The sequence below is a fragment of the Nonomuraea sp. MTCD27 genome, from assembly GCF_041950495.1.
Lineage (GTDB): Bacteria > Actinomycetota > Actinomycetes > Streptosporangiales > Streptosporangiaceae > Nonomuraea.
In genome coordinates this window covers 67834-93742 of sequence record NZ_JBGNUW010000033.1, presented here as the reverse complement: position 1 = coordinate 93742, position 25909 = coordinate 67834, and the positions used below count along the sequence as shown (strand labels likewise).

The following is a 25909-nucleotide window of genomic DNA, read 5'->3' as shown; positions in this document are numbered from 1 at the left end:
GCGGTGTGGAGGCGTCCCGCGGACCGCTGTCGCAGGAGCCCGCCTCCGCTCCACCCCGGAAAGGCGTCACCTGCCTGAGGGTCAGGGCGTGACCTGGCCATACCCCTACCCCCCAAAGGAACGACTGTGCCATTACCCTCGCCCGTCACGATGCTGAAACCGATCCTGATGGGCATCGCCGCCGCCCTGGCCGCGGCGTCCGCCCTCGTCGCCCCCGCCACCCCGGCCTTCGCGGCCACCACGACCCTGTACGCGTCACCCGCCGGCACCGGCACCGCCTGCACCTCCACCCAGCCGTGCTCGCTGTCCGCGGCGCAGACGGCGGTGCGTTCGCTGAACGCCGGGATGTCCGGTGACATCGTCGTGGAGCTGGCCGGCGGGGTGTACCGGCTGTCCGCGCCGCTCCGGCTGACCGCCGCCGACTCCGGGAACAACGGCTACTCCGTGAGATGGCAGGCCGCGGCGGGAGCCGTCCCGGTCATCAGCGGAGCCAGGGCGGTCACCGGCTGGACCCTGGCCGACTCGGGGAAGAACATCTGGCGCGCCAACGTCGGCACCGGCATCGACACCCGGCAGCTGTACGTCGACGGCGCGCTCGCCACCCGGGCGCGCACCGCCGTCAACCGGTCCGACTTCACCGCGAGCAGCACCGGGATGAGGTTCACCAGCGGCGCGCTGAGCTATCTGAACAACCTCGCCAACCAGGGCCGGGTGGAGATGGAGAGCGTCGGCTCCTTCACCGACCGGTACGCGCCGGTGCAGAGCATCAGCGGCAACCTCATCACGATGCGGCAGCCCGCCTGGAACAACAACAACTTCGGGTACGACACCTTCACCAGCCCGCACCGGGCGGGACCGCTCTACCTGGCCAACGCCTACGAGTTCCTCGACTCGCCGGGGGAGTGGTACCTCGACCCGGGGACCGGCGCCCTGTCCTACATCCCGCTCGCCGGGCAGAGCATGGGCAACGTGAGCGTGGAGCTGCCGGTGCTCCAGTCGCTGGTGCACGTCGGAGGCACGTACGACGCGCCCGCGCACCACATCACGTTCAGCGGGATCACCTTCACCGGCACGAGCTGGCTCGGCCCCAGCGGCAACCAGGGTTACGTGGACCAGCAGACCGGCGCCTACATCGCCGGCAACTGGAGCTGGCCCGCCTTCACCTCCTGCCACCAGGGCTGCCGGCAGTTCGAGGCGACCCGGCCGAACTGGTACCAGATGCCCGCCGCCGTGCAGGTCTCCGCGGCGAACACCGTCACCTTCACCGACTCGCGCTTCGTCAACCTGGGGCAGACGGCCATCGGCATCGGCAACGACGCCAACGCGCACGGCAGCGGGGTCGGCCTGGGCGCCGCCGACATCACGGTCACCCGGTCGGAGATCGCCCGCAGCTCGGCCGGCGGCATCGTGGTCGGCGGCGTGCGCGCCGACGCGCACCACCCGAGCGACCAGCGGATGGTCAACCGGAACATCACCGTCAGCGACAACCGCATCCACGACCTCGGCCTGGACCACCGAGGCGTCGTCTCGGTCCTGACCACCTACGTCACCAACACCAACGTGTCCCATAACGAGATCTACAACCTGCCGTACACCGGCATGTCGATCGGGTACGGCTGGGGCGCCAACGAGCCGGGCGGCAGCACCCACTACGCCGACCGCGGCCTGTACGACTTCCAGCCGCGCTACACCACGGCCACCACCGCCTCCGGCAACCGGCTCATCGGCAACTACGTGCACGACGTCATGCAGCAGATGACCGACGGCGGCTGCATCTACACGCTGTCGTGGAACCCGGGCGCGGTGATCAGCGACAACCACTGCCTGCGCACCAACGGCTGGTTCGGCATCTACTTCGACGAGGGCTCCAGGTACTACACCGTCAGGAACAACGTGCTCTCGAACACCGGCACCTGGGCCACCGCCAACTACTGGTACGGCGAGAACATGGGCAACTTCACCGTCACCGGCAACTGGTCGACCAACGGCAGCACCAACGTGACCAACGGCGACCGCGGCAATGTGGTGAACAACAACGTCACCGTCACCAACGGCGCCTGGCCGGCCGGAGCCCAGGCCGTGATCGCGTCCGCCGGCCCCCAGGGCCAGCCCTCGGGGAGCACGAGTGCGTTCAAGGGTGTGGGGTCGAACCGGTGCCTGGACGTCAGCGGCGCCTCGCAGGCCAACGGCGCGGCGGCGCAGATCTGGGACTGCAACGGTCAGCCCAACCAGCAGTGGACCACCACCAGCGCCGGTGAGCTGCGGGTCTACGGCGGCAAGTGCCTGGACGTGAACGGCGCCGGGACCGCGGACGGCACCGCGGTGATCATCTGGGACTGCAACGGGCAGAACAACCAGAAGTGGCGCCTCAACGCCGACGGCAGCATCACCGCCGTCGGCGCGAACAAGTGCCTGGACGTCTCCGGCGCCGGCACCGCCAACGGCACCAAAGTGCACATCTGGACCTGCACCGGTGGCGCCAACCAGAAGTGGACCCGCGCCTGACGCCGTCCGACGACCGCGGCCTCGCCTCCGACCGTCGGGCACGGGAAGCGGGTCCCCCCGTCACCTGAACCGACGCCGGCCTCCGACGGCTCTTCCCGCGCGACAGCGATCGGCAACCAACACCTTCCTCACGGCCGGCCGCCGCAACCGGCGCCGGCCGTGAGGGAGCCAGAGGCGGCACTCCTCTGGGCACGAAGCGGAACCCCGGCAGGCGCGCGGTGGCGCGCCTTGCCCTGACCGATTTTCCTGTGTCAGGAGGGAACACTCATGTCCCGACGTCCGTGGCTCACCTTGCTGACCACGATGGCGCTGATCATTCCCGGAGCGCTCGCGCTCGACGCCTCCCCGGCGAACGCCCTCGTCATCCCGCCGGCCGACTACCAGCAGGTGTCTCTCGCGTCCGGCGGAGCGGAGCTGGGCGAGGCGATGTCGCTGGCCGTGATGCCGAACCGGTCGGTGGTGCACACGGCGCGCGACGGCACGGTGCGCGTCACCGACGCCAACGGCAACACGAAGGTGGCCGGCAGGCTCAACGTCTACACCCACGACGAGGAGGGCCTCCAGGGTGTGGCGGTCGACCCCGGCTTCGCGTCGAACCGGTACCTGTGGCTCTACTACTCCCCGCGGTTGAGCACGCCGAGCGGTGACGCGCCCAGCACCGGCACGCAGGCCCAGTTCGACCAGTGGAAGGGCGAGCTGTACCTGTCCCGATTCACCCTGAAGACGGACGACACCCTCGACATGGCCAGCGAGAAGGTGGTCCTGCGGGTCCAGAACGACCGCGGCCAGTGCTGTCACGTGGGCGGGGACATCGACTTCGACGCCGCCGGCAACCTGTATCTGACGACCGGCGACGACACCAACCCGTTCGAGTCGAGCGGCTACTCCCCGCTGGACGAGCGGACCAACCGCAACCCGCAGTTCGACGCCCAGCGCTCGTCCGCCAACACCAACGACCTGCGCGGCAAGCTCCTGCGCATCAGACCGCAGCCCGACGGCACCTACACGATCCCCAGCGGCAACATGTTCGCGCCGGGGACGGCGAGGACCCGGCCGGAGATCTACGCCATGGGCTTCCGCAACCCGTTCCGGATGAGCGTGGACAAGGCGACCGGCATCGTCTACCTCGGCGACTACGGGCCGGACGCGGGTGTGACCAACTCCAACCGCGGGCCGAGCGGGCAGGTGGAGTTCGATCGCATCACCGGTCCGGGCAACTACGGCTGGCCGTACTGCACGGGTACGAACACCACCGGCGAGACCTACAACGAATGGAACTTCGCCACCAACAGCACCGGCCCGAAGTACGACTGCGTGGGCGGCCCGACCAACAACTCCTTCCGTAACACCGGCCTGACCACGCTGCCCCCGGCGAAGCCGGCGTGGATCAGGTACGCGGGGGACGCCGGAAGCCCGCCGGAGTTCGGCTCCGGATCGGAGTCGCCGATGGGCGGCCCGGTCTACCGTTACGATCCCAACCTGAATTCGGCCATCAAGTTCCCCCAGGTGCTCGACGGGCGGTATTTCGCCGGTGAATACGGCCGGCGCTGGATCAAGGCGATCGAGGTCAAGCCGGACGGCGCCTACGGGGAGATCTCGGCGTTCCCCTGGTCGGGGACACAGGTGATGGACATGGCCTTCGGTCCTGACGGCGCCCTCTACGTCCTCGACTACGGCTCCGGGGCGAACAACCAGGCGCTGTATCGCATCGAGCACATCGGCAACGCCAACCGCAACCCGATCGCCAAGGCGGCCGCCGACAAGACGTCGGGACCGGCTCCGCTGACGGTGAACTTCTCCTCGGCGGGCAGCTCCGATCCGGAGGGCGGCGCGCTGACCTACTCGTGGAGCTTCGGCGACGGCACCACCTCCACGGCGGCGAACCCGAGCAAGACCTACACCACCAACGGCACCTACACGGCGACGCTGACGGTCCGGGACCCGCAGGGTCTCACCGGCACGGCGAACGTGATCGTGACCGTCGGCAACACCGCGCCGACGGTCAGCCTCACCACCCCTGCCGACGGGCAACTGTTCTCCTTCGGTGACACGGTGCCCTTCCAGGTCACCGTCAGCGACCCGGAGGACGGCACGATCGACTGCACCGGGGTAACCGTCGCCTACTTCCTCGGCCACGACAGCCACCGTCACAAGATCACCTCCTCGACCGGCTGCTCGGGCTCCATCGCGGTGCCGGTCGACGGCGAGCACGACGCCGGTGCCAACATCTACGGCGTCTTCGAGGCCTCCTACACCGACAAGGGCGGTCTGACCTCCACCAGCGCCCGTACGCTCCAGCCCCGGCACCGGCAGGCGGAGCACTTCGGCGCCCAGCAGGGCATCCAGACGGCTGACCACGCCACCGCGGAGGGCGGCAGGACGGTCGGCTTCACCGACGACGGCGACTGGATCTCCTTCCAGCCGTACAACCTGGGTAACGCGACGAGGATCACCGCTCGGGTGTCCTCGGCCGGGGCGGGTGGCCGGATCGAGGTGCGGGCGGGCTCGGCGACGGGCACACTGCTGGGCACGGTGAACGTGACGAGCACCGGCGGCTGGGACACCTTCGCCGACGTCTCGGCGAACGTCAGCGGCGCGCCGGCCGGCACGACGACGCTCTATCTGGTCTTCCGCGGCCCGACCGGACAGGGCTACCTGTTCGACGTGGACGCCTTCACCTTCGACACCGGCACCCCGCCCTCGGGGAGCACGAGCGCCCTGCGGGGTGTGGGGTCGGGGCGGTGCCTGGACGTCAACGGCGCCTCGCAGGCCAACGGCGCGCTGGCGCAGATCTGGGACTGCAACGGGCAGCCCAACCAGCAGTGGACCTCCACCAGCGCCGGTGAGCTGCGGGTCTACGGCGGCAAGTGCCTGGACGTGAACGCGGCGGGGACGGCCGACGGCACCGCGGTGATCATCTGGGACTGCAACGGCCAGAACAACCAGAAGTGGCGCCTCAACGCCGACGGCAGCATCACCGCGGTCGGCGCGAACAAGTGCCTGGACGTCACCGGCTCCGGCACCGCCAACGGCACCAAGCTGAACATCTGGACCTGCACCGGAGGAACCAACCAGCGCTGGACCCGCGTCTGAAGGGACACTCATGCCACGACATCTGACCCCCGCCGCGCTCGGGCGCACCGCGGGGAGCGACCGAAAGACATCCGTGCTGCGCCGCCTGTCAGTGGCGGTGGTGGCGTTCATCGCCGCCGCGACGATGATCCCCGCCATCCCCGCCCAGGCCGCCGCCTTCAAGGTGCTGGTGTTCTCCAAGACGGTCGGGTTCCGGCACGACTCGATCCCCGCCGGGATCCAGGCCATCCGCGAGCTGGGCACCGCCAACGACTTCGCCGTCGACGCGACCGAGGACTCCACCGCCTTCAGCGCGGCCAACCTGGCCCAGTACAAGGCGGTGGTGTTCCTCAACACGACCGGGGACGTGCTGAACGACAGCCAGCAGGCCGCCTTCCAGACGTACGTGGACGGCGGGGGCGGTTACGTAGGGGTGCATTCGGCCGCGGACACCGAATACAACTGGGCGTACTACGGCCAGCTGATGGGGGCCTGGTTCAACAACCACCCGGCGATCCAGCAGGCCACCGTACGGACCGAGGACCGGGCGCACGCCGCGACCGCTCACCTCGGGGCGACCTGGTCACGTACCGACGAGTGGTACAACTACCGCTCCAACCCCCGCCCGAACGTCCGGGTGCTGCAGAGCCTGGACGAGGGCAGCTACAGCGGCGGCGGCATGGGTGATCACCCGATCACCTGGTGCCGCCCGCAGTCCGCCGGCCGCGCCTTCTACACCGGTCTGGGGCACACCCAGGAGTCGTACGCCGATCCGGGCTTCCGCACGCTGCTGCTCGGCGGGATCCGGTACGCGGCCAAGGCCACCAACGCCGACTGCCGTCCGGAGACCGGGTACACGACGCTGTACAACGGCTCGACGACGGGCTGGTCGCAGGCGGGGCCGGGGTCGTTCGCCAACAGCGACGCCACGCTGACCTCCCAGGGCGGCATGGGGATGTTGTGGTACAACTCCAAGGAGTTCCGCTCGTACTCCCTCAAGCTCGACTGGAAGCTGACCGGCGACTCCAACTCCGGCGTGATCGTCGGGTTCCCGGCCACGAGCGACCCCAACGCGGCGCTCAACACCGGGTACGAGGTGCAGATCGACGCAACCGACACCGCGGACAGGACGACCGGGGCGATCTACGGGTTCAAGGCCGCCGACATCGCCGCCCGCGACGCGGCGCTGAACCCGCCGGGGCAGTGGAACACCTACGAGCTGCTGGTGGAGGGCGAGCGGCTGCAGGTGTTCCTGAACGGCAGCAAGATCAACGATTTCACCAACACCGATCCGGTCCGCTCGCTCCAGCAGGGCTACCTCGGCATCCAGAACCACGGGCCCGGCGACGTGGTGTCCTTCCGCAACATCCGCATCAAGGAACTGACCAGCACACCGGGCAGTACGAGCGCGCTGCGGGGTGTGGGATCGAACCGGTGCCTGGACGTCAGCGGCGCCTCGCAGGCCAACGGCGCGGCGGCGCAGATCTGGGACTGCAACGGGCAGGCCAACCAGCGGTGGACCACCACCAGCGCCGGTGAGCTGCGGGTCTACGGCGGCAAGTGCCTGGACGTGAACGGCGCCGGGACCGCGGACGGCACCGCGGTGATCATCTGGGACTGCAACGGGCAGAACAACCAGAAGTGGCGCCTCAACGCCGACGGCAGCATCACCGCGGTCGGGGCGAACAAGTGCCTGGACGTCAGCGGCACCGCCAACGGCACCAGGGCGCGCATCTGGACCTGCACCGGCGGAGCCAACCAGCGCTGGACCCGCGTCTGACGCCATCCGTCCCACTCCGGAGTGCGTCAGCACTCCGGAGTGGAGCCGTGCCGCGACGGCAGGGACGGCCACGGGCCCGTACTGTCGACGGTCACGCATAAGCGGGCTGATCGCTGTCCTATCGCCCCGATGCCACATCGTGGATCGGCCCGACATCCTTCGCAATCCCCCCTCATTATGTCGTGCCGGTTCGAACTTTTGCTTGACCCTCGATATAAGCCCGCCTAGCATCCCGCATCATGAGGCACATAAGCCTGAAACTTTTCGATGCGGGCCTGCTCGCGACGGCGCCGTTCGTGTCCCGCTTCCACGACCGTTCCGGCGCCGTGCTCACGTCCGCTCGGGCGGGAAGGCGGGCCACGTGCTGAGCATGCGCGGCATCGGCAAGAGCTTCCTGGGCGTGCGGGTGCTGTCCGGGATAGACCTGGAGGTGACGGCCGGCGAGGTCCACGCCGTCGTCGGCGAGAACGGCGCCGGCAAATCCACCCTCATGAAGATCATCTGCGGGGTGCACGCGCCGGACGAGGGCACGATCGAGATCGACGGCCGGCCCGTCTCCTTCGGCCACCCGATCGAGGCGCAGCGCTCCGGCATCGCGATCATCTACCAGGAGTTCAACCTGCTGCCCGAGCGCACCGTCGCCGAGAACGTGTTCCTCGGGCGCGAGCCCGTCAGGCGCGGCCTGGTCGACCGGGCCGCCATGGAGGAGGCGACCGCGCGGCTCCTCGACGAGCTGGGCGAGGATCCGTTCGGCCCCCGCGACGTCGTCAAACGCCTGCCGGTGGCCCAGCAGCAGATCGTCGAGATCGTCAAGGCGCTGTCGATGGACGCCCGGCTCGTCGTCATGGACGAGCCCAGCGCGGCGCTCGCCGAGCACGAGGTCGAGTTGCTCCACCGGCTGATCGGGCGGCTGAGGGAACGCGGCGTCGCCGTCGTGTACATCTCCCACCGATTACGCGAGGTGTTCGACCTCGCCGACCGGGTCACCGTACTGAAGGACGGCTCGCGCGTCACCACGCTCCCGATCGGCGAGGTGACCTCCGACGAGCTGATCCGCCTGATGGTGGGCCGCGACCTCGGCACCTACTTCCCGCCCCGCTCGGCGGGCGCCGGCGAGGTACGGCTCAGCCTGCGCGCGGCCGGCAACCACAAGCTCCGCGACATCGATCTGGACCTGCGCGCCGGGGAGATCGTCGGCATCGCGGGGCTGCAGGGATCCGGCAGATCGGAGCTGGCCAAAGCGATCTTCGGCGCGGAGCCGTTCACCACGGGCGAGATGATCCCGTCGCGCCCGCGCACGGTCCGGGAAGGCGTGGCCATGGGCATCGGGCTCGTGACCGAGGACCGCAAGGCCGAAGGGCTCGCGCTGCGGCAGTCCGTGCGCGACAACGTCCTGCTCGTCGCCCGCGCGGTGGGCGCCGGGAACCGCGACGGCGTCCGCGACCTGCTCGAACGGGTACGCCTCTCGCCTGCGCGCCGGGAACAGGAGGTCCGCTACCTGTCCGGCGGCAATCAGCAGAAGGTCGTGCTCGTCAAATGGATGACGATGGCGCCGCGGGTGCTGCTGTTCGACGAACCGACCCGGGGGGTGGACGTCGGGGCCAAGGCCGCGATCCACGACCTGATGCGCGAACTGGCGAACGACGGCGTGGCCATCATGATGATCTCTTCCGAGCTGCCCGAGCTCATCGGCATGAGCGATCGCGTCGTCGTGCTGCGCGACGGCCGCGTCGCGGGCACGCTGCCGGCCGGGGCCTCCGAGGAGGCCATCATGCGCCTGGCCGCAGGAGAGGTGGCCTGAATGAACCTGCTCACGCGCGCCCGCCGCCCCGCCCGCCGCGGCCGGGCGCACAGCGGGCGGGGTGGCGGCCTGGCGGCGCACCTGCGCGAACCCACGCAGGTGGTGTTCCTCGCGCTGCTCGGCCTGGTCGCGGTCGGCTGGGTCCTCGTCGCGCTCGACGGCGGCCAGTTCCTCACCATGGAGAGCGTCGTCGGGATCCAGCAGCGTTCCGCGGCCCTCGGCATCGTGGCGATCGGGCAGACGCTGGCGATCCTGGCCGGCTCGCTCGACCTGTCCGTGGCGTACCTGATCAGCCTGTCCTCGCTGGTCGCGGCGGAGATCATGGCGGGCCAGGACGGGAACGTCGGGCCGGCTATCGCCGCGGTGCTGGCCATCAGCGCGCTGGTGGGACTGGTCAACGGGCTGGTCATCACCAGGCTCCAGGTCCACGCCTTCATCGCCACGCTCGGCGTCGCCCTGATCATCAAGGGCATCGTCGACCACCTGTACGACGGCCCGGCGGGCAAGGTGCCCGAGTCGTTCCAGCTCCTCGGCTACTCCCGCATCGGGCCGATCCCCGTCTCAGCCCTGCTCTGGGCGGGCGTGGCCGTCGTGGCCTGGTTCCTGCTGAGCAGGACCCGGCTGGGATACCGGATCTACGCGGTGGGCGGCAACGAGGAGGTCGCCCGGCTGTCCGGGATCCGTACGGGCCGGGTCATCGTGCTCACTCACGTGCTCTGCTCGGTCTGCGCCGGCATCGCGGGTCTGCTGCTGGCCAGCAGGCTCGGGGCGGGGGCGCCCACGGTGGGCACCGACGGCGGCTACGACCTGGAGTCCATCGCCGCGGTCGTGCTCGGCGGGACCGCGCTGGCCGGAGGCAAGGGCGGGGTCGCCGGAACCGTGGGCGGGGTCCTGCTGCTGGCCGTCCTGGACACCATCTTCAACCAGCTCGAGGTCAACTCCTTCGTCAAGGACGTGGTCCGCGGCGTGGTCATCGTCATCGCGGTGGCCGTCTACGCCCGGCGCGGAACAAGGCGGTCGGCATGAAGCGGGCACTTCCCATCCTCGCGGTCCTCGTGGTGCTGCTGGCCGCGATCGCGATCGCCAACCCCTACTTCCTGGAGCCCGCCGGGTTCCTGGCGTTCCTCAAACGGGCCGCGCCGCTGGTGATCCTCGCCGCGGGACAGTATTTCGTCATCGTCTCCGGCGAGTTCGACCTGTCGGTCGGCTCCCTGGTGACGGCCGAAGTGGTGATCGCCGCGCGGCTCATCGACGGCGACGAGTCCGCCACCTGGCCGGTCCTCGCCCTGCTGATCGTCGTCGGGCTGCTCGTCGGGCTGGTCAACGGCGTGGTCACCACCAAGCTGCGGGTGCCGTCGTTCATCGTGACGCTCGGCATGCTGCTCGTCCTCAGCGGGGCGGTCTTCCTCTGGACCGGGGGCGCGCCGCGTGGCGCGCTGTCGGAGGGCTTCCGGGTCTTCGGCCGCGGCGGCCTCGGGCCGCTGCCGTGGTCGGTGCTGATCCTGCTGGCCGCGGGCGCGGCGGCGATCTGGCTCATGCGCGCGGACTTCGGCAGGACCCTCATCGCCACCGGCGACAACGAGCGCGCCGCGGCACTGTCCGGGGTCCGGGTCGACCGGGCCAAGATCTTCGCCTTCATGCTCTCCGGTCTGTCCGCCGCCGTCGCGGGGATCCTGCTCGGCGGTTTCGCCGGGGTCTCGGCGCAGGTGGGCCAGGGACTGGAGTTCTTCGCCATCACCGCGGTCGTCCTCGGCGGCGTGGTGCTCGGCGGCGGCCGCGGCTCCGTGCTGGCCGCCATGGCCGGGGCCGTCACGCTGGAGGCGCTGTTCACCCTGCTCAACCTGTACGGAATCTCGGGGGCGCTGGAGTTCACCGTGCAGGGCGTCATCATCATCGCCGCGGTCGCGGCGGGAGCCATCCGACTTCCCTGGAAGTCCACCCCCCGAAGAGGAGACGCACATGCCGCGTCATAAGGCCGCAGTCGCCGTGTTCACCGCGCTCGTCCTCGCCGGCTGCACCACCGACAAGCCGACGGCCACCGCCCAGCCCGCGACGCCCGCGGCGAGCGCCGGCCAGAGCGCCCAGGGTTCCGGCACGGGCGCGCAGTCGAAGTTCTTCGTGCAGGCGGACTTCGACGCCCAGCTGTCCATGCGCTCCCAGGCACCGCAGGGCCCCACGGACAAGCCCTGGGAGCAGGCCATCGCCCCGAAGATGATCGACACGGCACAGTACAAGAAGGACGGGCCGTACCACCTGTGCTTCTCCAACGCGGCGGTCAACAACCCCTGGCGCCAGGTCGGGTGGAAGACGATGCAGGCCGAGGTCGGCCTGCACAAGGAGATCGACAAGTTCACCGCGCTGGATGCCGAGGGCAAGGACGACAAGCAGATCTCCGACATCGCCGAGCTGCAGGCCAAGGGCTGCGACGCGCTGATCATCTCGCCGAACACCACGGCGACGCTCACCCCCGCCGTGACGGCCGCCTGCGGGAAGGTGCCCGTCATCGTGTTCGACCGGGGCGTGGAGACGGACTGCCCGGTGACGTTCATCAAGCCCATCGGCGGCTACGCCTTCGGCGCCGACGCCGCCGAGTTCCTGGTCGAGAAGGTGCCGGCGGGCGGGAAGGTGCTGGCGCTGCGCATCCTGCCCGGCGTGGACGTGCTGGAGACCCGCTGGTCGGCCGCGAAGGTGGTCTTCGACAAGAGCAGCCTCCAGGTGGTGGGGGTGGAGTTCACCGACGGCGACGCCGCCAAGACCAAGAGCATCGTCAGCGACTACATCCAGCGGCACGGCAAGATCGACGGCGTCTGGATGGACGCCGGCGCCACGGCGGTGGCCGCGATCGAGGCGTTCGAGGACGCCGGCCTGCCGGTGCCGCCGATCAACGGCGAGGACCAGCAGGACTTCCTGCAGAAGTGGAAGGACGCGAACCTCGCCGCCGTCGCACCCACGTACCCGACCTACCAGTGGCGCACCCCGATCATCGCCGCGCTGAAGATCCTCAAGGGCGAGGAGGTGCCCGAGATGTGGAACCTGCCGCAGCCGAAGGTCACCAGCGAGAACCTGTCGGCCTACCTCAAGCCCAACATGCCGCCGCTGCACTACGCGCTGTGCGGTTGTGAGGACCTGCCCGGGTTCCCGGAGACCTGGGGCGGGAAGAAGAGCTGATCGGCTCCTTCCGCGAACCGACGACGAAGAGGGACGCCATGTTCTCCATCGGAGTGAACACCTGGGTCTGGGTCTCCCCGCTGACCGACGACGACCTGGCGCGGCTCGCGCCCCGCATCGCCCGGTGGGGCTTCGACGTCATCGAGCTGCCCGTCGAGCAGCCCGGCGACTGGAACCCGGACAAGGCCGCGGCGGTGCTCGCCGAGCACGGGCTGGCCGCGTCCGTGGTGCTGGTCATGCCGCCGGGGCGCGAGCTCGTGGCCGCCTCCCCGGAGATCGTCCGCGACACCCAGGACTATCTGCGGCACTGCGTCGACGTGGCGGTGACCGTCGGCTCCCCGGTGATCGGGGGGCCGGCGTACGCCTCGGTCGGCCGTACGTGGCGGCTGTCGCCGGACGAGCGCCGGGGGGTCTACGCCGAGCTGCGTGAGCATCTGCGGCCCGTCCTGGACCATGCGGCCGAGCGCGGGGTGAAGCTCGCGGTCGAGCCGCTCAACCGGTACGAGACCAGCCTCGTCAACACCGTCGAGCAGGCGCTCGACGCGCTGCCCGAGGACTGCCACCTGGCACTCGACGTCTACCACATGAACATCGAGGAGAAGGACCCTGCCCAGGCGGTGCGGGTCGCGGCGGATCGCATCGCGCACGTGCAGGTGTGCGGCACCGATCGCGGCACGCCGGGGGCCGACCGCTTCGACTGGCCCGGCTTCACCCAGGCCCTGCGCGACGCCGGTTATCGAGGGCCGCTCGTCATCGAGTCGTTCACCGCGCACAACCGGACCATCGCCACCGCGGCCTCCATCTGGCGGCCCCTCGCGGAGAGCCAGAACGCGCTGGCCGTGGACGGCCTGGCCTACCTGCGCACCCTCTGACGCCCGCTTCCCCGGGCCTGAAAGTTTCATACTCATTCCCCCTTCGAGCGCTCGAGACGCGACAACCGATGGTTGTCGCGTCAGGAGCGGCGGAACGGCCAGGAGGCCATCGACATGGCTTCTACCTGCAGATTTTCGAGATGGGCAGCGAGGCCCCCGCTCGGGAGGAAAGCGAAGACGGCCCCCTGCTCGCCGGATAAGCGTGCTTGACAGTCATCTTGTGCAGGCTTATTTTCATTCCGAATCGATCAGTTGCATGGTCAGGCCCCGGCACCCACCGCGCCACGCGCCATCCACCGATCATGGCGTTCTTGCCGCAAGACCGGCCCGGCGAGCCGAGACGACGCATGCCTTCCCATCGCCACCCGTCAACTCCGACCGTTGCCGGTAACCCCCCAGGAGATCCTTCATGCGAAGATCACGCCTGTTCTCCGCCCTGGCCGCGGCCTTGTTAGGGCTGTTGGTGTCCTCGGCGCCGCTGGTGGCGCACGCGGCCGCTCCGCAGTTCAAGGTGCTGCTGTTCTCCGAGACGGCGAGCGGCGCCTACAGGCATGACTCCATCCCCGCCGGCGTCGCGATGTTCCAGCAACTGGCGACCGACAACAACTTCCAGGTCGACCACAGCGAGAACTCCGCCGTCTTCACGAGCGCGACCCTGAACACCTACGACGCGGTGATCATGTTCCAGACCAGCGGCATGGTGTGGGACAACGACGCCCAGCGTCAGGCCTTCCAGGCTTATGTGCGCAGCGGTCGCGGCGTCGTCGCCATCCACAACGCCACCGACATGAACATCGAGACGCAGTTTCCCTGGTGGGACCAGGTCGTCCTGGCCGGCGCACACATGACCGCGCATTCGGCGGTCCTCCAGGGCACCGCCAAGGTGGCCGACAAAGCGCACCCCTCCACGAAGGGCCTGCCGGATCGGTGGGTGCGCTCGGAGGAGTGGTACAACTTCGACAAGAACATGCGGGGCTCGGTGCACGTCCTGGTGACCGCGGACGAGACCACCTATGACGCGGGGCCGAACAAGATGGGCGCCGACCACCCGATCTCCTGGTGCCACAACCCGGAGGGCGGCCGGGTGTGGGCCACCGCGATGGGTCACCAGGCGTCCTCCTACTCCGAGCCGCAGTTCAAACAGCACCTGCTGGGTGCGGTGCAGTGGGCGGCGGGCGCGGCGCCGGGTGACTGCGGCGGCACGGTCGCGGCCCGGTTCCAGAAGGTGACCCTCGACGGCGCCCCCGACCAGCCGATGGAACTGGACGTGGCCGCCGACGGCAGGGTCTTCTACATCTCGCGCTCCGGCAAGGTGAACCTGATCCCCGCCAATGGCGGGGGCACGCGCGTCATCGGCACCCTGTCGGTGTACGACGGCGGCGAGGACGGCGGCATCGGGCTGGCGCTGGATCCGAACTTCGCCACCAACGGCTGGATCTACGTCAACTATTCGCCGTCCAACGGCGGTGAGGTGAACCGGGTGTCGAGGTTCACCTTCAACGGCACCAGCCTCGACCTGGCGAGCGAGAAGAAGATCATCGAGGTTCCGGCGTACCGCAACGTCGACGAGCCCGGCCACACCGGCGGCTACCTCGCGTTCGGGCCGGGCGGCAACCTGTACATCGGCCCGGGTGACGACACCAACCCCAACGGCTCCAGCGGGTACGCCCCGATCGACGAGCGGCCGGGCCGGGAGCATTTCGACGCCCAGCGGTCCTCGGCCAACACCAACGACCTGCGCGGCAAGATCCTGCGCATCCACCCCGAGCCCGACGGCACCTACACGATCCCGTCCGGCAACCTGTTCACGCCCGGCACCGCCAGGACCCGGCCGGAGATCTACGCGATGGGTTTCCGCAACCCGTTCCGCTTCTCGGTGGACAAGGTGACGGGCTGGATCTCGGTGGGCGACTACGGCCCCGACGCGGGCGCCGCCAACCCCAACCGCGGTCCCGAGGGCACCGTCGAGTGGAACCTGATCAAGCAGCCGGGCTTCTACGGCTGGCCGTACTGCGTGGGCAACAACATCCCGTTCAACGACTTCAACTTCGCCACCAACACCTCCGGCGCGAAGTTCAACTGCTCGGCACCGGTCAACGACTCGCCCAACAACACCGGCCTGAACAGCCTGCCCGCGGCCAAGCCCGCGACCGTGTGGTACAACTACCACGCCTCGGCCGAGTTCCCCGAGATCAACTGCTGTGGCGGTGCCGCACCGATGGGCGGCCCGTTCTACCGCTACGACCCGGCCAGCAGCTCCGACCGGAAGTTCCCCGCGTATTTCGAGGGCACGCCGTTCTTATATGAATGGAGCCGCAACTTCGTCAAGGAGCTCCGCCTGGACTCCTCGGGCAACCTCCTGAAGATCAACCCCTTCGTGGCACAGCTCGCCCCGCGTGCGCCGATCGACATGAAGTTCGGCCCGGACGGCGCCCTGTACATGGCCGACTGGGGCAACGGCTTCGGCCACGCGAACACCGATGACAGCATCTACCGTGTCGACTACGTGGCCGGGAACCGCGCGCCCCTGGCCAAGGCGAGCGCCAACCCCGACTCGGGCACGGCACCGCTGGCGGTGGCGTTCTCCTCGGCCGGCTCGGCCGACCCCGACGGCGACGCGATCACCTACGCGTGGGAGTTCGGCGACGGCGGCACCTCCACCAGCGCCAACCCCTCCCACACCTACAACACCAACGGCACGTACACGGCCAGGCTGACCGTACGGGACTCCGGCGGGAAGACCGGAAGCGTCACGTTGCCCATCGTCGTCGGCAACACCCGTCCCAAGGTGGCCTTCTCGGCTCCACCCGACGGCGGGTTCATCGACTTCGGCGACCAGGTGGCCTACACGGTGAACGTCACCGACGCCGAGGACGGCTCCGTCGACTGCACCAAGGTCAACGTGATCACGGCGCTCGGCCATGACCAGCACGCCCACGACACCGGCCAGTACACCGGTTGCTCCGGGACGGTCACGACCACCGCCTCCGGCCATGACGAGGCCTCCAACGTCTACTACGTCCTGTCCGCCGACTACACCGACACGGGCGGCCTGAAGGGCTCCGCCGGCCTCACCCTGCAGCCGAAGCACAAGCAGGCCGAGCACTTCACCGGCTCGTCCGGGATCCGCATCGTCGACGAGTCCGGAGCCGAAGGCGGCAGGCGCATCGGCGACATCTCCAACAACGACTGGATCTCCTTCAGCCCGATCAACCTGTCCGGGATCGACACGGTGTCCTTCCGTGTCTCGGCGCCGTCCAGCACCGGGGCGTCCATCGAACTGCGCGCCGACTCGCCGACCGGGGCCCTCCTCGCCTCCAGCCCCGTGCCGGCGACCGGGGGATGGAACACCTACGTGTCGCTGCCCGCGGCGCAGGTCACCGACCCCGGTGGCACCCGCAACGTCCACGTCGTGTTCAAGGCGCCCACCGCGAACTCGTTCGACGTGGACTCCATCACCTTCAACGGCAGGGGCGTCGGGCAGGGTGACGGCCCGCCGCCGGACAGCACGAGCGCGCTGCGGGGTGTGGCCTCCAACCGGTGCCTGGACCTCAACGGAGCCACGCAGACGAACGGCACGCAGGTGCAGATCTGGGACTGCAACGGAGGGCCCAACCAGCAGTGGACGTCGACCGAATCGGGTGAGCTCCGGGTGTACGGCAACAAGTGCCTGGACGTGAACGGGGCCGGGACGGCGGACGGCACCGCGGTGATCATCTGGGACTGCAACGGCCAGAACAACCAGAAGTGGCGCCTCAACGCCGACGGCAGCATCACCGCCGTCGGGGCGAACAAGTGCCTGAACGTCACCGGCTCCGGCACCGCCAACGGCACCAAGGTGCAGATCTGGGCGTGCAACGGCCAGAACAGCCAGAAGTGGACCCGCGTCTGATCCCCGTGTGACGCCCGAACCCTGGAGCCGGCCCGCCTCCCTGCGGCCGGCTCCAGCCTCCTCGCCGCGAGGGCGTCGGTCCGGAGTGCGACGTCCAGGGCGGCGACGCGCTCGATGAGTGCCAGGCGGGTGCGGGCTACGGCGGCCCCGGCGCGCCTACCAGCGCAACTCCCCGTTTTCGTCCTGGAAGGTTCCGGTCGGTCCGTCCGCGTCGAGAGTCGCCAGACGCACGACAGTTCTGGCGCTCTCCTCCGGTGATCTTCCGCCTCCGAAGGCCGCGGTCATGTCGGTGGCGGTGAAGCCGGGCTCGAGCGCGTTGAACCTGATGCCCGGCTGGGACTTGGCGTACTGGACCGTGAGCATGGTGGCTGCCGCCTTGGACGCGGAGTAGAGCGTGGCCGTCAGGTGGAACTCCGGCCGTTCGGGGTTGTTCACCGCCCAGAATGACCCGGCGCTGCTCGAAACGGTGACCACGTTAGGGTTCGGTGATCTGCGCAGCAGGGGGAGTGCCGCCTCCGTGACGCGCACGATTCCCACCGCGTTGGTGTCGAAAACCCGGAGAGCCGTGGGCCCGTCGACGACTCCGTCCTCCAGGATGCCCGCGTTGTGCACCAGCACGTCGAGCCGGCCCTCGGCCGAATCGATCGTCGCCAGCGCGCGGCTCACCGATGCGTCGTCGGTCACGTCGAGCTGCACGAATCGTGCGCCAAGCTCTGCCGCGGCCTTCTCGCCCCGCTCGACGTCACGCGCGCCGATGTAGACGACGTGGCCCAGCTCCAGAAGCTGCTTGGCCGTCTCGAAGCCGATGCCCTTGTTGGCCCCGGTGATCAGTGCGATGGTCATGTTATCGCCTTTCTGTATTACAGAATCCAAAATTGGGGCAAGCGGATGCCCGCGTGACCGGGGTGCTCGTTCTCAGCCGAGGAGTGAGCGCAGGCCGTCGAGTGCGATCTGCCGCAGCAGCCCGGACTCGACCCCGGCCTGCGCGGTCACCCGCAACCCGGAGATGACCGTCATCACCAGCAGGGCCCCCTCGTGCGGGTCGGCATCCGCTCGGATGCTGCCGTCGAGGCGCCCGGCCCGGATCGCCCCCTCAAGGAGGTCCAGGTGCTCGCGCAGGTTGCGACCGAGGATGCGGGCCACGCGCTCGTCCCGCTCGCGCAGGTCAGGGGTCATCATGCTGTGCACCACCATGCATCCGGCCGCATGCCCCCGCTCGCGTGCCGCGCGCTCCTCCTCGACGACGCCCTCCATCAGGCCGCGAAGCCGCTCGGCCCCGCTGAGCCGGTCATCGGCGAGCACCTGCGCCCGACACTCCCGGAACCCGGCCACGTACCGCTCCAGTGCGCGCACGAACAGTTCGTCCTTCGAGATGAAGGCGTTGTACAGGCTGCTGCGCCGCACCCCCGCCGCCTCGCAGAGCTGCTCGGTCGAGGTGTCGGCGAAGCCGTGTATCCGGAACTCCGCCGCCGCCGCGTCGAGCGCGGCGGTCTCGTCGAAGGATCGTGGCCTGCCCATGTGGGGGATGCTACCAGGTTTTGTATTTGATAATCCAGAACCAGCCCCTCGGGATGGTTGCGGCGGGCGAGCAGAAGGCCCTCGCCGGTCGCGCCGTACGCCGCCCGCTCCTGTCACTGATGGAGGGGCGGCCCGGACCGCCGGGCCGCCCCGAGACGATTCCGGTTCTTCGGAGCCGGATCCGTGTCGCGCCGTCAGCGCTGCAGTGTCAGCACGCCTGGCCGGTAGGGCAGCAGGCCGTAGTCGCCGCCGGAGTTGGGGCTGCGGCCCTGGTAGAGCAGTTGCAGGTTGCAGGGGTCGATGGTCATGGTCTGGTCGGCGCTGGTGCGGATGAGTTCGCCGTGGCTGATGTCGTTGGTCCAGGTGGCGCCGCTGTTGGCCTTGCCGGCGAAGGGGTTGCTCTCGGTGGCGGCCTGGGGGGTCCAGGTGCCGTTGAGGCTGGTGGCGGTGAAGGAGCGGAAGTAGCGTCCTTGGGCGCCGATGGCTTCGACGATCATGAGGTAGCGGTTCTGGCCCTGGAGTTTGTAGACCTGGACGGCTTCGAAGAGGTTGTTCGTGGTGTCGCTCATGATCACTGTTGAGGTGGTGCCGAAGCTGCCCGGGAAGTTGCCGAGGGGCATGCTCGCCCGGTAGATCTTGCCGTTGTCGCCGGCGAAGAACAGGTACATGTTGGTGCTGTCGCCGATGAGGGTCTGGTCGATGGGGCCGGTGCTGGAGCCGGAGATGCTTCCGGAGAAGAGCACCTGCTGTGCTGACCAGCCGTTCGGGTTGGTGGGGTCGGTGGAGGTCCGGTAGGAGAAGGCGGTGCCGCCCCACTGGTAGGCGAGCACCCAGATGTTCTTCGGGGCGAAGTAGAGGAGGGTGGGTGCGACGGTCGAGGAGGACATGGTGTTCTGGCTGGCCGAGGCCATGTCGGACCAGTTGGTGAAGAGGCTGAAGTTCATCGAGCCCCATCTCGTGCCGGTGTCGTGGGTCGTGGCGTAGACGAGGTGCCGGCCGTTGTAGGGGGCGACGGTGAAGTCCTTGAGCGAGACCCAGCCCGACTTCGGGGTCGCCAGCGGGCCTGTCGAGGTCCAGCGGTATGACGACGGAAGATCGCACGGACCGGGGTTGCCGCCGTCGACCCGGACGAGCTGCCACTGCTGGTTGGCGCCGCCCCAGTCGTCGTACTGGACGATGTTGGCGCCGTCGGCGGTGGCGGCGCCCTGCACTTCCAGGGCCTTGTTGCTGTGGCGCGAGATGAACCTCACATGGCCGTCGGAGCTGTCGGCCAGCCGCCACTGCTGGTTGGTGCCGTTGCCGTCGGCCCATTGCACGATGGCGCCGCCGTTGGCGGTGGAGAAGTTGTAGACGTCCAGGACCTTGCCGGAGTGGCGGGACTTGATGCGGTAGTAGCCGCCGCCGGAGTCGACGAACTGCCACTGCTGCTGGTTGCCGTTGTTGCGGGTCCACTGGGTGATGCGGGCGCCGTCGTTGGTGGCGAGGTTGTAGACGTCCAGGGCCTTGCCGCTGTTGCGGTTGACCAGGACGTACCAGGCGTTGGTGTCGACGGTGGCCGCGTGGGCGGACTGCGTCTGAAGGGCGATGAACAGGCTCGCCAGTAAGGTGGCGACCGTCGCGAGGACGGCCAGGGATCTGGACTTCACGAGGTTCCTCCGATTCATCTGTCGACGGGTCGGGTCAGGGGGTGGTGAGGTCGAAGCGGCTTACGGTGACCGCGCCGCCGAGGGACTGGGTGGCGTAGTTGAAGATCCCGAAGCGGTAGCCCATGAAGAACTGCCAGGCGTTGTTCAACGTGAAGGCCGGGCCGAGGTTGATGAAGGTGGTGCCGTCGGTGCTGTACGAGAAGCGGGCCTGCCTGCCCGAACCGGGCCGGATGTCGGCGTTGACCCGCAACCAGATGCGGCCGCCGGAGATGTTCGCGCTCGCCGCCTCGGTGCCGGTGCCGGTGGTCTGCCAGGAGCTGTTCATGGTCAGGCCGTTGGTCATCACGACCCGGTTGACGCCGTTGTCGCGTTTGACGCCGATCCAGGCCGACTGGTCGCGCAGCATGGCCAGCCCGGCACGGTCGCCGTTCGCCATCTGCGCGTAGTCGAGCTCGATCGTCGCCGTCGAGGACGGGCCCTGGATGCGGTGGGTCAGGGTGTTGCGGGCGTTGTAGAGGTCGCCGGTGACGGTCGCGGTCTGCAGGCGCAGGCCGTTGCCGGTGGAGAAGCGGGTGGTGTCGGGGTTGTGGTTCCACTCCCAGCGGTGACCGAGGCCGGCGGAGGTGAAGGTGTCGGGGCCGATCATGGGGGCGACGGTGCGGCTGGTCTGGATGTTCGGCTTGGGGTAGGTGGTTCCCCAGGCGCCGTTGACGGTCTGCACGGTCGGCCAGTCGCCGGTCCAGGTGATCGGTGCGAGGGCCGGGACGCGGCCGCCGGGGTAGGCGTCGACGAACGACATGTAGTACCAGTCGCCGTTCTGGGTCTGGACGAGCCCGCCCTGGTGCGGGACGCCGCCGCCGGCGATGGGGCCGGGCATGTCGAGCAGGACCTGGCGCATCTCGTACGGGCCCCACGGGGAGGTCGAGCGGAGCACGTACTGGCCGTTGGCGGGGCGGGTCAGCCAGATGTAGTAGTAGCCGTTGCGCTTGTAGAAGCGGGCGCCTTCCAGGGTGCCGACGCTGCTCGGGGTCTGGAACACCTGCTGGGCGCGCACCTGGCTGAGCCCGTCGGGCGAGAGCTGGGCGACGCTGATGGTGCCGTTGCCGTAGGCGACGTACATGGTGTCGTTGCTGTCGATCAGCAGGCCGGCGTCGTAGTAGCAGTTGTTGATCTGCGAGCGTTTGGTCCAGGTGCCGTCGACGGCGGAGGCGGTGTAGACGTAGGTGCGGTTGAACTCGACGCAGCCGATCCAGTAGTAGGTGCTGTTGCTGGGCCGGTAATTCAGGGTGGAGGCCCAGATGCCCTTCACGTACGCCCGGCCGCCGTTGAGGTCGTAGGCGCCGGAGTTGAAGTCGAGCCTCGGGACCGAATGGCCGGCGTACTCCCAGTCGACCAGGTTGTAGGAGCGCAGGATCGGCGCGCCCGGCGAGTAGTGCATCGTGGAGGCCGAGTAGTAGTAGGCGTCACCGACCCGGATGATGTCGCCGTCGGCGAAGTCCTGCCAGACGACCGGGTTGGTGTAGGTGCCCCCCGGGTTCGGGTCGGTGCCGACCTGGACGAGCTGCCATTGCTGGTTGGCGCCGCCCCAGTCGTCGTACTGGACGACGTTGGCGCCGTCGGCGGTGGCGGCGCCCTGCACTTCCAGGGCCTTGTTGCTGTGGCGCGAGATGAACCTCACGTGGCCGTCGGAGCTGTCGGCCAGCCGCCACTGCTGGTTGGTGCCGTTGCCGTCGGCCCATTGCACGATCGCGCCGCCGTTGGCGGTGGAGAAGTTGTAGACGTCGAGGACCTTGCCGGAGTGGCGGGACTTGATGCGGTAGTAGCCGCCGCCGGAGTCGACGAACTGCCATTGTTGCTGGTTGCCGTTGTTGCGGGTCCACTGGGTGATGCGGGCGCCGTCGTTGGTGGCGAGGTTGTAGACGTCCAGGGCCTTGCCGCTGTTGCGGTTGACCAGGACGTACCACGCGTTGGTGTCGACCGTCGCGGCCGACGCCTGGGGCGTGAGGAGCACGCCCACAAGAAGCAGGGACGACAGAACCGCGAGCAGGCGTCTCACAGGAACCTCCAGAGATTGTTGTTCGCGCCGTTGTCGTCGGCGAGCACGACCTGCGCGCCCTGCGCGGTGCCGCCGAGGCCGAGGACCCGTCCGCCGTTCGCGCACTGGATGCGGAAGGCGGCGCCCGACCCGTAGCGCAGCCGCCAGCGGTGGTCGGCGGTGCCGTTGTCGGCCCACTGCACGACGCGCGACCCGGAGGCGGTGCCCATGTTCTCCACGCCCAGCACCTTCTGGCTGTGGGAGTTGCGCAGCCGCAGGTAGCCGCCGGTGTCCACGACCGCCGTCCACAGGTGGTCGGCGGTGCCGGTGTCGCCCCACTGGACGACGAGCGCCCCGTCGGCCGTGGACATGCCGGTGACGCCGAGCACCATCCCGGTGCCCACGTTCTGGATACGCCGCGCGCCGTTCGGCACGAACCGCCACTGGTTGTCGGGGCTGCCGTTGTCGGAGTCCTGGACCGCCTGGGCGCCGCTGGCCGTCGAGCCGTTCTGGATGCCGAGCAGCTTGGCGCTGTGGACGTTGCGGATCTTGACGGAGCCGTCGCCGACGTCGGTGATCGTCCAGCGGTGGTCGGCGGTGCCGGTGTCACCCCACTGGAGCACCCGGGCGTTGTCGGCGGTCGACATGTTCTCGACACCGAGCACCTTGCCGCTGTTCACGTTGCGGAACCGCAGGGCACTGCCGTCGACGACCGGGACCCAGTCGTGGTCGGCGGTGCCGTTGTCGGTCCACTGGAGGGCCAGGCCGCCGTCGGCGGTGGACATGTTCTGGATGCCGAGGGCCAGCCCGCTGGCCGCGTTGATCAGCCGGAAGCTCGCCGCGCCGGTACCGCCCTGGCCGCCGGTGTTCCAGTAGACGACGTAGTTGTGGTCGTGAGCGTCGTGGAACGGCGCCAGCCGCACCGACGCCCCGTTGGCCGTGGCCGTGAAGGTCAGGGAGGACGTGCTGGTCCGGGTGATCGAGGAAGGGGTCAGGGCGGGGGCCGACGACAGGCTGGTGTTGCCGTAGTCGCCCGACAGCACGACCGGTCCGTAGGTGACGGCTTGCACGGCGGGGTTGTCGTTGGCGGCCTTCATGACCACCCGCATGGGCAGCCGCACGGTCACGGTGTCGCCCGGCGCCCACGGCCGGGTGAGGTCGGCGTAGGTGCCCGGCGTGGTGGCGATGTCCTGCTGGGCTCCGTTGACGCTGATCGTCGCGCCCTGGGTCCAGGCCGGGATGCGGACGCGCATCGTCCACGATCCGCTCGCGTTACCGGTGACCTGCAACGACGTGGTGTCGCCGACCGGATAGGAGGTCGTCTGGGTGACCGTGATGCCGCGCTGGCTCCAGTCGAGCGTGGAGGGCACGAACAGGTTCACGAACAGGGTGGTGCCGTTGTGGAAGTAGATCGAGTCCATCAGCTTGGTGTTGGTCTCGATCCCGGTGCCCTGGCAGCACCAGAAGGAGTTGTAGTCCGTGCTCCAGGTGCCTCCGCCCCAGGCCGGGCCGACACCCCGCCGTCCGCCGGGGTTGAGCGGGGTGAAGTAGGTGACGTGCCCGTGTGCGTCCGCCGGGTTCTGCTGCCCAAGTAGGTGGTTGAGCAGGGCGTTCTCGTAGTAGTCGAAGTAGTCGGCCCGGTCCGGCGACAGCTGCCACAGCTCCCTGGTCAGCTTGAGCATGTTGTAGGTGTTGCACGCCTCGCCGGTGTCCCTGGTCAGGTGGGCGGCGATCGCGTTGGGGGCGCGGAAGTGCTCGGCCTGGCTGTTGGAGCCGTTCACGTACGTGTGCGCGCCGACGGTGATGGACCAGGCGTTGGCGGCGATGTCGCGGTAGCGGGTCGTGCCCGTCGCCTTGTACTCGCGGGCCGCCCCGATCCACTTGGGCACCTGCGTGTTGGCGTGCAGCCCGTTGAGCCGGTCCTGGCCCGTGGCCAGCGGATCGAACACGGCCGCGTGGTCGAACCGCCGGGCCGTGGTCAGCCAGCGGGAGTCGCCGGTCATCTGGTACAGGTCCGTCAGCACGGCGTTCATGCCGCCGAACTCGGTGCCGAGCATGGCCTGCATCTGGCTTGAGCTGAGTCGCGACGTGCGTGCGTCCACCCACCCTGCCAGGGCCAGCAGCACGGTCCTGGCCTGGGTGTTGCCGATCAGCCGCCAGGCGTCCAGCAGCCCGGCCAGGGTCTTATGGATGCAGTAGTACGGCACGTTGCCGTTGGTCAGGGTGCGGTTCTCCACGGCCGTGATGTCCGACTCGGGGAAACCGGACAGGTAGCCGCTGGTGAACCCGGCGGCGCCGTTGTTCGCCTGGCATCGGGCCAGCTCGGCCACCATGCGATCGGCCTTGTCCCGGCAGGTGGTGTCGCCGAGCACGGCGTAGGCATGCGCCCACGCCGTCAGGAAGTGGCCCTGCATGTGGGACCGGAACGGGAAGCTGGGCGCGTCCCAGCCGCCGTTGGCCGCCGCGCCGTTGGTGGACAGCCGGTGATTGGCCCGGAAGACGTACAGGAGCCGGTCGACATCGACGAAGCGCAGGTAGCTGAGGGTGCGGTTCTGGTTGTCCAGCAGGCGACCGGAGGTCAGCCGCACCTGGCCGAGGTCGAACTCGTAGGCCGAGACGCCGATGTCGGGTCTGGCCCAGGGGAGTGCGGCCAGCGCGGGGGATGTGCCGGCCACCTGGCCGGCGACCGAGAGCGCGGCGGTCGCGCCCGCGGCCTGAAAGAGCTGACGACGGCTCAAGGACATGCGGTGCTCCTTGGGGGTGGGGGGTGGTGACCGGCCGCCGCCGGTCACGTGTTCACCGGGTCAGGCCCTCGGAGAGGTCGCCCATGGTTGTCGGCGCGGGGCTGCCGCGCTCGGGCGGCTTGTTAGCGCTAACAATTCGTAGGTGAGATCACCCGGGGCCAGGGCATGCCGGCGGACGGTGCGTCCTGTGCCGTTACCGGGGATGAGGGGGGACATCCAGGGCTCCTTGACTAGAACAGATGGGCCACGCGATCTGTTAGCGCTAACATCCTCCTGCCTGGAGCTGTGTGGCCTGCTTTGTCGAGCGCGTTGTCGCGGAGTACATCCGACGGTCCGGCCCGGCGTCAACGAGGGTCACCCTTCGCCGACCGGGCGTTGCCGCCGGAACGCCTTCCCGCCTGGAGTTTCGCGCCCAGGGAGATCGCGCCGCACCGCCCGTGCATGTGAAAGTTTCACAGAAGTTGCGGCTTGGCAACAGGGTAATTTGCGACCAAGTGCGGGTTAACTTGCTGGCTCGAACCGTGCTCACGCGACCTGGGGCGGTTCGCTTCCTGCCTGGCCCCGAGCGCCGACCAGCCCCTCGCCGACGGGCTTACCGGTGCTCAGCGGGGTGATCGGCAGCGTACTTGATCTTAATTAAGTTTCTTCCCCGGGCGCTGTTGACGAGCCACAGGGACGGCTTTACCTTCCTGCAGAGACGTTAACGCGAACGAACGGCGCTCCCAGGTGGTCCCCACTCGTCCGTGATGCCCGGGTGCCAGGACGGCGAAGAACTCCCACCACACGGCTGTCATGCTCGCCCCCGGTAGGCCGAGGCGACGCTCAACGGCACCTTCAGCTGCCCCGAAACCATCACGGAAGCAGGACAGCCCGAGC

Annotated in this window: 14 protein-coding genes; 9 read left to right on the top strand and 5 right to left on the bottom strand. The window is 69.0% G+C overall.

Translation table 11 applies throughout. The features are described from left to right. Positions 1-150 precede the first annotated feature (150 nt). The 9 genes from ACBJ59_RS56125 to ACBJ59_RS56085 all read left to right on the top strand — a co-directional run bounded on the left by ACBJ59_RS56125 (position 151) and on the right by ACBJ59_RS56085 (position 17090). Positions 151-2505: an RICIN domain-containing protein gene (locus tag ACBJ59_RS56125; RefSeq protein ID WP_375118177.1), complete on the top strand. Its 2355-nt coding sequence runs from the start codon at positions 151-153 to the stop codon at positions 2503-2505. Positions 2506-2772: 267 nt separating this feature from the next. Next, positions 2773-5598 carry a lectin gene (locus ACBJ59_RS56120; RefSeq protein ID WP_375118176.1) on the top strand — a complete coding sequence of 942 codons (2826 nt, stop codon included), beginning with the start codon at positions 2773-2775 and terminating at the stop codon, positions 5596-5598. A 10-nt stretch (positions 5599-5608) separates the two neighbouring features. Beyond that, positions 5609-7357 (top strand): ThuA domain-containing protein, encoded by a 1749-nt coding sequence (locus ACBJ59_RS56115; RefSeq protein ID WP_375118175.1) that lies wholly within the window; start codon positions 5609-5611, stop codon positions 7355-7357. 370 nt (positions 7358-7727) lie between these two features. Next, positions 7728-9158 (top strand): sugar ABC transporter ATP-binding protein, encoded by a 1431-nt coding sequence (locus ACBJ59_RS56110; protein WP_375118196.1) that lies wholly within the window; start codon positions 7728-7730, stop codon positions 9156-9158. Continuing rightward, positions 9159-10184, top strand: a complete 1026-nt coding sequence (locus tag ACBJ59_RS56105) for an ABC transporter permease (RefSeq protein ID WP_375118174.1) — start codon at positions 9159-9161, stop codon at positions 10182-10184. After that, positions 10181-11131: an ABC transporter permease gene (locus ACBJ59_RS56100; RefSeq protein WP_375118173.1), complete on the top strand. Its 951-nt coding sequence runs from the start codon at positions 10181-10183 to the stop codon at positions 11129-11131. Before ACBJ59_RS56105 ends, ACBJ59_RS56100 begins: the two co-directional genes overlap by 4 nt. Beyond that, a complete protein-coding gene (locus ACBJ59_RS56095) occupies positions 11118-12326 on the top strand; it encodes a substrate-binding domain-containing protein (RefSeq protein WP_375118172.1) in 1209 nt (402 codons plus the stop codon). Before ACBJ59_RS56100 ends, ACBJ59_RS56095 begins: the two co-directional genes overlap by 14 nt. A 38-nt stretch (positions 12327-12364) precedes the next feature. Then, positions 12365-13198 (top strand): sugar phosphate isomerase/epimerase family protein, encoded by an 834-nt coding sequence (locus ACBJ59_RS56090; RefSeq protein WP_375118171.1) that lies wholly within the window; start codon positions 12365-12367, stop codon positions 13196-13198. Positions 13199-13607: 409 nt separating this feature from the next. Beyond that, a complete protein-coding gene (locus tag ACBJ59_RS56085; protein WP_375118170.1) occupies positions 13608-17090 on the top strand; it encodes a ThuA domain-containing protein in 3483 nt (1160 codons plus the stop codon). 156 nt (positions 17091-17246) lie between these two features. On the opposite strand, the gene ACBJ59_RS56080 is transcribed toward ACBJ59_RS56085, so the two are convergent. From ACBJ59_RS56080 to ACBJ59_RS56060, 5 genes are all read right to left on the bottom strand, one after another. Further along, the gene (locus ACBJ59_RS56080) at positions 17247-17933 is read right to left on the bottom strand and encodes an SDR family NAD(P)-dependent oxidoreductase (RefSeq protein ID WP_375118169.1); all 687 of its coding nucleotides are present in this window, start codon (positions 17931-17933) and stop codon (positions 17247-17249) included. A gap of 72 nt (positions 17934-18005) precedes the next feature. Beyond that, positions 18006-18608, bottom strand: a complete 603-nt coding sequence (locus ACBJ59_RS56075; RefSeq protein WP_375118168.1) for a TetR/AcrR family transcriptional regulator — start codon at positions 18606-18608, stop codon at positions 18006-18008. Positions 18609-18802: 194 nt separating this feature from the next. Then, complete coding sequence (locus ACBJ59_RS56070) at positions 18803-20254, bottom strand: non-reducing end alpha-L-arabinofuranosidase family hydrolase (protein ID WP_375118167.1); 1452 nt, start codon at positions 20252-20254, stop codon at positions 18803-18805. Between the two features lie 34 nt (positions 20255-20288). Further along, positions 20289-22310, bottom strand: a complete 2022-nt coding sequence (locus ACBJ59_RS56065) for a family 43 glycosylhydrolase (RefSeq protein WP_375118166.1) — start codon at positions 22308-22310, stop codon at positions 20289-20291. Beyond that, positions 22307-25033: a beta-L-arabinofuranosidase domain-containing protein gene (locus ACBJ59_RS56060; RefSeq protein WP_375118165.1), complete on the bottom strand. Its 2727-nt coding sequence runs from the start codon at positions 25031-25033 to the stop codon at positions 22307-22309. The genes ACBJ59_RS56065 and ACBJ59_RS56060 overlap by 4 nt, the downstream gene beginning before the upstream one ends. Between the last annotated feature and the right edge of the window lie 876 nt (positions 25034-25909).